Genomic DNA, 7,436 nt, shown 5'->3' with positions numbered 1-7,436 from the left:
GCCCATCAGATAGCCTCGGGAGACCGGCCGGCCCGGCTCTCCGAACAGGCTGGGGCACCAGGCGCTCATTCCCGCCGCGACGATCCTGTCGGCGAAGTCCACCACCAGGGGATGGAGGCCCGGCATTTCGTGGATGACGATGACGGCGGGACCCTGACCGCGTCGATAGACCGGGCGAGACCAGCGGCCGTCGTCGAACTCGAACCGCTCATAGGCCGAAAGATCGCCCATCGCCTGCACCTCCCCAGCGCCTGCCGGAGCTTAGGCTAGGGCCTGATGCGATCAGACGGAACCGTCTGATCGCATCAGGCTCTGAACTCAAAGACTCGAGCGCGTTTCGATCCGATAACCGGTTCCCACTTATCGGAACGCGCTCTAACGGCGCAGCATGCCGATGTCGCCCTCGAAGCCCGACAACCGCCACACGCCGTCGGTCTGGGTGAAGACGAGCAGACAGGGGCCGTCCTTCTTTTCCGTGGCGCAGACCCGGCCATCGCCCATGGGCCGGAGCGAGCCGGCGATGGCCACCCTTCCTGGCAGGGGCTGGCTGCGGTCATAGCCGTAGTGCTCGGCCACGGAGCGGAACACCTCCGGCCGGACGAGCTGCTGGGCCGCGGCCCGGGCGAGGCTGGGCCCCAGCAGGGCGCCCAGGGCGCGGGCCTCCTCATTGGGGGCGCGGGCGGCCTCGGCGGCCAGGCGCGCTTCGATCTCCGCCTGCAGGGCGGCGCGATCCACGTGGCGGTCGAAGGTCTCCCGGTCCCCGTCGCGGATGGCGGTGAGCAGGACGTGCACGTCGCCGGCGGCATCCAGCCTCTGGGCGCCGCCCGCGCAGGCGCTGAGCGTCAGGGCGGCGAGAAGAGCGGCGGCGAGCCGAAGGCGGACGGCGGTCATGGCGCTTACTCCTGGCCGGGGTCGGGAACGGGGGGCTGCTGGGTCCGGCGCAGCATGGACACGTCATAACCCAGCTCGGCCGCCCGCGTCCGCAGGCGCTCGAACGCCGCAGGCGAGATTTCCGCCTCCCGGGTGAGCAGCCACAGGAAACGCCCGGACCCCTCGCCGACGATGGCCCAGTCATAGGCCTCGCCCCGGTCCAGCACCCAGTAGTTCTCGAACAGGGCCGGGCCGAAGAAGGTCACCTTGAACTTGGCGCCCAGGCCGTCGCCAGCCGGAACCGCACGGCCCTCGGCCACCTTGACCGGGCCGTCAGGCGCGCCTTCGCGGCAGGTGTTGACCACATTGACCTGGCCGTCGCTGCGCAGGGTGTATTCGGCGGTCACCCCCTCGCAGCCCTCCTGGAACCTGGCCTCATAGCGGGCCTGTTCGTACCAGAGGCCGGCATAGCGGCTGATCTCCACCGGCTTGGCCGGCTCCGGAACCTGGGCGTTGCCCGAGGGCCCGCCCATGCAGCCGGCCAGCAGGGCCAAAGCCGAAGCCGCCGCCACGGCAGGCCACAGGCGCCCAGCGCGGGGGCCGGGCTCAGCCGGCCGGCGGCGGGCCAAAGGCGCGGTGAAGCTCATCATCGGTCAGATCCTCGATCTCAATCATCTTCAGGCGCGCCGTCTCGCCGGAAACGATACGCACGGCGCCGCGTGACCGCTTCAACGCCGAAGCGAGGAATGAGATCAGGGCGGCGTTGGCCGCACCGTCCACGGGGGCGGCGGCCACCCGCACCTTGAGATAGAGGCGCCCGGCCTCGTCCAGGCCCCAGCCCTGCGCGGCCTCGCGGCCGCCTCGGGGCGTCAGCCGGACCGCCAGCCGGGCCACGGCCCTTAGATGAAGGCCCGGATGAGGGCCCCCTGCAGGGCCGGCAGCAGGATGTCGCGCGTGCCCATCAGCACCAGGATGACGAGGATCGGGCTGATATCGACGCCCCCCAGGGGCGGGATGAAGCGCTGCACCGGCCGCATCACCGGCGCGGTCACCCGGTCCAGGAAGGTGGCGACATTATAGACGAAGCGGTTGCGCAGGTTGATGACGTCAAAGGCCACCAGCCAGGAGAGGATGGCGTTGATGATGATCGCCCAGATCAGCAAGCCGATCAGAGTCGACAGGATGAAGAAGACGAAATTGATGATGGCGATCATGGGGGTCCCGATCCGTGTTGCGCCGGTTCTAGCGGCCCCCCGCCCCGCCTGACAAGGCGCGCAAGGTCCTGGGCCGCCCGCGCCCGCTTGACAGGAAACCGCGGCGAGCCTAACTCCGCGCCTTCCTGGGGCCGTAGCTCAGTTGGTAGAGCGCCTCGTTCGCAATGAGGAGGTCAGCGGTTCGATTCCGCTCGGCTCCACCAGGAACTCCCCGATTTCATTCCGCTTCCGAGCCCCTTCCGGCCGGGATCTGGCTTGCGTCCGCGGCGGGCCGAGCACGTTCAGGTCAAGATTGGGCTGGAAACAGCCGATCGGTCAGGCCCGGCGCGCCGGCCAGTGTGTTCGTCAAGCATCTGCAAAACGATTTGCCGGCGGAACATTTACCCTCCGCGAACCCAGGCCACCTGACGCAATAAATTCGCAGATTGTTCGAATATCCGCGAAAGATAGGCCCGCCGGATAGTTGTTAACGGCCTCGCTCGGGCCGGCCCTGCGCCGGACAGAGGGGGTACAATCATGCACAGCTACAACCGGCGCGCCCGTGGCGCGCTTTTCGGCGGCGCGGCGCTCGCCGCCATCGCCTGCGCCACCGCCGCCTGGGGTCAGGAGGCCGAGGTCGGTGAACTGGTGGTCACCGGCCGGCCGATCGCCGATTCCGAAGCCGCGGCCATCGCCATCCAGCAGGCCTCGCCCTCGCTGGTCAGCGTCGTGGCCGCCGACTCCGTGGGTCGCCTGCCCGACCAGAACATCGCCTTCGCCGTGGGCCGCCTGCCCGGCGTGGCGATTGAGCGCGACCAGGGCCAGGCCCGCTATGTGAACCTGCGCGGCGCGCGCATCAACTGGACCACCCTGTCCTTTGACGGGGTGAGCGTGGTGAGCCCCGAGGGGCGTTCCTCGCGCTTCGACAACATCCCCTCGGCCCTGGCCTCCCAGATCATCGTCGAGAAGGCCGTGACGCCGAACATGCCCGGCGACACGGTGGCCGGGAACATCAACATCATCACCCAGAGCGCCCTGGAGCGCGGCGGCCTGCACATGGCCGGCAAGGCCGGGATCGGCTATGTGGCCCTGGGCGGCGGCGAAGAGGTGGATCTCAGCCTGCTGGTCTCCAACACCTTCATGGACGACCGGCTGGGCGTGCTGCTGCAAGCCTCCAAGTACCACCGCAACATGGTGACCGATAACTGGGAGACCGACCCCTGGCAGACCGCCGGCGCCGGCCGGGATCGCCGCGCCGGGTCGGAGGACCGCCGCTGGGCGCGGGAATTCGAAAACAAGCTCTACCGCCTGACCCGCGGGAACACCGGCGCGACGGCCAAGGTGGAGTACGAATTCGACGCCAACAACACCATCTTCGCCAGCTCGATCTATACCGAGTACACGGACGAGGAACTGCGCAACAACTACATCTTCCGCTTTGACAACGGGTCGGTGAACACGCCCACCACGGCCTGCCCGGCCACACCGGCGGCCCAGACCACCTCCGGCTTCGCCGATATCTGCATCAACACGCCTGACAAGGGCACGGTGTACGGAACCCAGATCACGGCGAACTTCAATTCGCTGGAGACGCGGGAGTACAACTGGACCAACACCCTCGGCGGCGACCACCTGTGGAACGGCTGGGGCGTCTCCTGGCGGCTGAACTACACCGAGACCGAGGATGGCATGGATGCGCCGGGCCGCTCCAATTTCGCCAGCCCCAGCGACATCGCCCTGCGCCCGACGGTGGATTACGACTTCACCAATGACGACGCCCACATTGTCGCGCTCTACAACACGGTGGTGACCAACGGCGTCCGCTCCAAGGGCGCGCGGCAATATTCCATCGACGCCTTCCCGCTGGTCCCCACTGGCACGGCCATCTCCACCACCGACGCCGGCGACCCGACCTTCGCCTATACCGGCAAGTTCGACATCACCCGCGACACCGAATTCCTCGGCGGCCCGTTCGCCCTGGGTTTCGGCGGCCTCTATTCGGCGCGCACAAAGAAGCACAACGAAGTGGTCTATGGCGCCACCGCGGCCCAGCTGACCGCCGCCGGGGTCAACTTCACCTATGACATGATCCGCAACACCAAGCCCTATATGGGCGGTGAGGCCCTGGGCTATCAGTTCAACTACTTCTCCAAGAGCGCCCTGGACGAACTGGCCAACGACCTGCTGCGCCGCGGGGTTCTGGTCCGCGCCAGCAACCTGGCCAACTACTACCGGAGCCAGGAGCAGATCCTGGCCGCCTACGCCATGGGCCGCATGGACCGCGACTGGGGCAATGTGGTGTTCGGCGCCCGGGTGGAGCGCACCGAGAACAACGCCCAGGCCTATTCGGGGACCAACCTGATCCAGGTCTCCAGCGAGGAGACCCTGGTCTTCCCGTCAGCCCATATCAACTGGGACATCCGGCCGGACATGAAGATCCGCCTGGGCGTGACCACCGGCGCCTCGCGGCCCGACTATGACGATCTGCGGCCCAACTTCTCGTTCAACGACGCCGCCGGCACGATCTCGGGCGGCAACCCGGACGCCAAGTCCGAAAAGGCCGTGGGCGTCGATCTCTATTACGAGTGGTACCTGCGGCCCCGCGGCATCATCTCCGCGGGCATCTATCACAAGCAGCTGACAGACGTGCTCTTCAACCAGGCCGACGTGTTCGGGCGCGATATCCTGAATTCGGGCGGGGTCGACCGGTCGGGCTACACGCTCACCACCCTGCGCAACGGCGGCGACGGCTATATCACCGGGGTGGAGCTGGCCTATTCCCAGCCCTTTGAAAGCTATATCGCCGCCCTGAATCCGCCCCGCTGGCTGGAATGGACCACCGGCTTCGGCTTCCAGGGCAATATCAACCTCAACGACTCCGAAGTGACCGTGCCGGCGGTCGGCGGCGTGCCGGAGCGGAAGATCCCGCTGCCGGGGTCGTCGGACCTCGTCTACAATGTGTCGCTCTATTACGAGAAGTACGGCGTCTCGGCCCGTCTGGCCTACCAGTTCCGCACCGAGTGGGGTCAGTCGGTGGGCGAGTACCAGGTGCTCAACGGCAAGGTGGTTCCGGTCACCAACGGCGACATCTACTGGGACGACGACGAAGAGCTGGACCTGTCGATCCGCTACAGCTTCAACGACAATATCGAGTGGTTCTTTGACGCGGCGAACCTGACCAATGACGCTGGGGTCCGCTATGGCGACACTCCCGCCAACCCCATCGAGAACGAGAACTTCGGCCGTCGCTACATGATGGGCCTGCGCTTCAACTTCTGACGCCCTTCTCTCATCCCCTGAGGTCTTCAGACCTCTCCTTGCGGGGCGCGACGGCGACGTCGCGCCCCATTTTTGTCTGCCGGGTGCGGGGCAGACGACCGGTTCAGTTGCTGCTGTTGTCTTCCACGGGCGCGCCCGGACCATTGGCCTTGATGCTGTCAATGGCGTTTTGCGCCGAGGCCTTGGACTTGTAGCCCTCGGTCGAAAAGATGATCTCGCTGTTGTACTTGAAGCGGACGCGGAACTCCCCCGCCTTGTCCTTGTAGATCTCGAACTTGTGGGCCATGGGCGCCTCCTCCATCTGCAGGGCCAAGCTTGGCCGTGGCGAGCGCGAGGTCAAGCTTTACCCTCTGGCCGCCTCAACCCCCGCGGAACCGGGGCGCGGGAGCGGACGTTGGACTGGCACGCGACCAAATCGGAGAGCATGTCATGAATCAGATCATCTATATTGTGGGCCTTGTTGTCGTCGTCGGCGCCATTCTGGCCTTCGTCTTCTAAACAACCCCGCCGCAAAGCACATTCAGGCCGCGACCAACGGGCGCAACCCGTGATCGCGGCCTGCTGTATTTCTATCGACGGTAAACTGCGACATTCTGTTCCACGTATTCGCCGCCCCTACCCGAATTGGGTAAGGCGAAATTAAGAGACCGCGAAGCAAGGCTGATCCTGAACCTTCAGGAGCCTCCGCCTTGGCCCAGCCCTGGTTGCCCGCCGCCGGACTTTGCCTGGCCAGCCTGCTGCCGGCCCTGGCCTTCGGCGCCGCGCCGCGAGGCGACGGCCCCGCCGCCGCCGTCTTCCCCCCATGGTGGAGCGCGCCGCGCGCCATCGCCGCGGCCGACGCCGCCGGCGCTGTCAGCGGGGTGGGCGCTTATCCCTTCATCGTCATCGCCAGCCCTCGACCGGATCAGGACGCGCCCCTCGCGCGGGCCCTGCGGGTCCAGGGCGCGTGGTTCATTCTCGACCCGGGTCTCGCCGGGCCCTGCACGCCCCCCAACGCACCGGACATCGCCGCGTCATGATCAATACCCAGTCCGTCACCCTGGCCGGCCAGCGGGCCTTCGGGCTCAAGGTCATCGCCCTCCTCACCTGGCTGCTGGCCCCCGTGGTGGGCGTCGCGGCCCTGGCCAACGGGGCGGGGATCGCGCTCGGCGTTTCGGCCGTGGTCATCGCTCTCGCGAGCACCGCCTTCTGGCGCATGGCGGGCGACGGCGCCGTGGCGCGGCCGGCCCAGGGCGTGCTGCTCATGGGCTCGGTCTCCCTGCTGGTGGCCGCCCATGCCGGCCATGCCTGGCAGATCGACATGCACATGGCCTATTTCGCCGCCCTGGCGACCCTGATCGTCTTCTGCGACTGGCGCACCCTGGGGGCGGCGGCCGGCGCGGTGGCGGTGCACCATCTGACCCTGTCCTTCCTGTTGCCGGCGGCGGTCTTCCCCGGGGGCGGAGACGTGGCCCGGGTGCTGATCCACGCGGTGATCCTGGTCATCGAGGCCGGCGTGCTGATCTGGGCGGCCGTCCAGATCGTCCAGATGTTCGCCACATCCGCCGCGGCGGTGGAGCGGGCCAATGAGGCGCGCGCCGCGGCCGAAACGGCCACCGGCGAGGTGGAGCAGTCCCGCCAGGCCGAGGCCGCGGCCAGCCAGGAGCGGTTGCTGCTTCAGCAGTCGGTGGACGAGGAGCGCCGCGAGGTGGTCGACGGCCTGGCCGCCGGCCTGGACCATCTGGCCCGCGGAATCCTGACCTATCGCATCGAGCAGGCCTTCACGCCCCAGTACGAAACCTTGCGGCGCGACTTCAACAGCGCCGCTGAACGGCTGCAGGCCGCCCTGAAGGTCATCGCCCAGGCGGTGGTGACCATGGACACCAGCACCCGGGAGATCAGTCAGGCGGCCGAGTCCCTGTCCCGGCGCACCGAACAGCAGGCGGCGGGTCTGGAAGAAACGGCCGCGGCCCTGGACGAGGTCACCGCCACCGGCCGCAAGAGCGCCGAGGGGGCCCGCGAAGCCGCCCGCGTGGTGGGCGCGGCCCGGGGCGACGCGGAAAAGGCCGGCGTGGTGGTGGGCGACGCCGTCACCGCCATGGGCGGCATCGAGGA

General features: G+C 67.8%; 8 protein-coding genes, 1 tRNA gene and 1 pseudogene. 4 read left to right on the top strand and 6 right to left on the bottom strand.

Annotation, left to right across the window (positions count from 1 at the left end; translation table 11 throughout):
- The 5 genes and pseudogenes from V7D28_RS12195 to V7D28_RS12175 all read right to left on the bottom strand — a co-directional run.
- Positions 1-231, bottom strand: a pseudogene (locus tag V7D28_RS12195) (dienelactone hydrolase family protein); the annotation flags it as partial.
- Between the two features lie 144 nt (positions 232-375).
- Positions 376-891, bottom strand: coding sequence for a DUF2939 domain-containing protein (locus V7D28_RS12190; RefSeq protein WP_333587652.1), 516 nt, complete (start codon positions 889-891; stop codon positions 376-378).
- Positions 892-896: 5 nt separating this feature from the next.
- A complete protein-coding gene (locus V7D28_RS12185; RefSeq protein ID WP_333587651.1) occupies positions 897-1,520 on the bottom strand; it encodes a lipocalin family protein in 624 nt (207 codons plus the stop codon).
- Positions 1,477-1,764: a DUF167 domain-containing protein gene (locus V7D28_RS12180; protein WP_333587650.1), complete on the bottom strand. Its 288-nt coding sequence runs from the start codon at positions 1,762-1,764 to the stop codon at positions 1,477-1,479. The genes V7D28_RS12185 and V7D28_RS12180 overlap by 44 nt, the downstream gene beginning before the upstream one ends.
- A 5-nt stretch (positions 1,765-1,769) precedes the next feature.
- Positions 1,770-2,084 (bottom strand): YggT family protein, encoded by a 315-nt coding sequence (locus V7D28_RS12175; protein ID WP_333587649.1) that lies wholly within the window; start codon positions 2,082-2,084, stop codon positions 1,770-1,772.
- Between the two features lie 127 nt (positions 2,085-2,211).
- Here V7D28_RS12175 and V7D28_RS12170 point away from each other — a divergent pair.
- Positions 2,212-2,287 (top strand) — tRNA-Ala (locus tag V7D28_RS12170).
- Between the two features lie 313 nt (positions 2,288-2,600).
- Positions 2,601-5,342, top strand: coding sequence for a TonB-dependent receptor (locus tag V7D28_RS12165; RefSeq protein ID WP_333587648.1), 2,742 nt, complete (start codon positions 2,601-2,603; stop codon positions 5,340-5,342).
- A gap of 103 nt (positions 5,343-5,445) precedes the next feature.
- On the opposite strand, the gene V7D28_RS12160 is transcribed toward V7D28_RS12165, so the two are convergent.
- Positions 5,446-5,628, bottom strand: coding sequence for a YegP family protein (locus V7D28_RS12160; RefSeq protein WP_333587647.1), 183 nt, complete (start codon positions 5,626-5,628; stop codon positions 5,446-5,448).
- Between the two features lie 403 nt (positions 5,629-6,031).
- Between V7D28_RS12160 and V7D28_RS12155 the strand changes: the two genes are divergently transcribed.
- Together V7D28_RS12155 and V7D28_RS12150 are read left to right on the top strand one after the other, a co-directional pair.
- On the top strand, positions 6,032-6,361 hold the full coding sequence (locus V7D28_RS12155; RefSeq protein WP_333587646.1) for a hypothetical protein: 330 nt from the start codon (positions 6,032-6,034) through the stop codon (positions 6,359-6,361).
- Positions 6,358-7,436, top strand: a 1,079-nt coding sequence (locus V7D28_RS12150) for a methyl-accepting chemotaxis protein (RefSeq protein WP_333587645.1), incomplete at its 3' end; no start/stop codon positions are given. The genes V7D28_RS12155 and V7D28_RS12150, both read left to right, overlap by 4 nt.

Origin of the sequence: Phenylobacterium sp. (assembly GCF_036723115.1) — a bacterium.
Taxonomy (GTDB): Bacteria; Pseudomonadota; Alphaproteobacteria; order Caulobacterales; family Caulobacteraceae; genus Phenylobacterium.
Note: the sequence above shows the minus strand (reverse complement) of the source record. Positions and strands in the feature narration are given on the sequence as shown.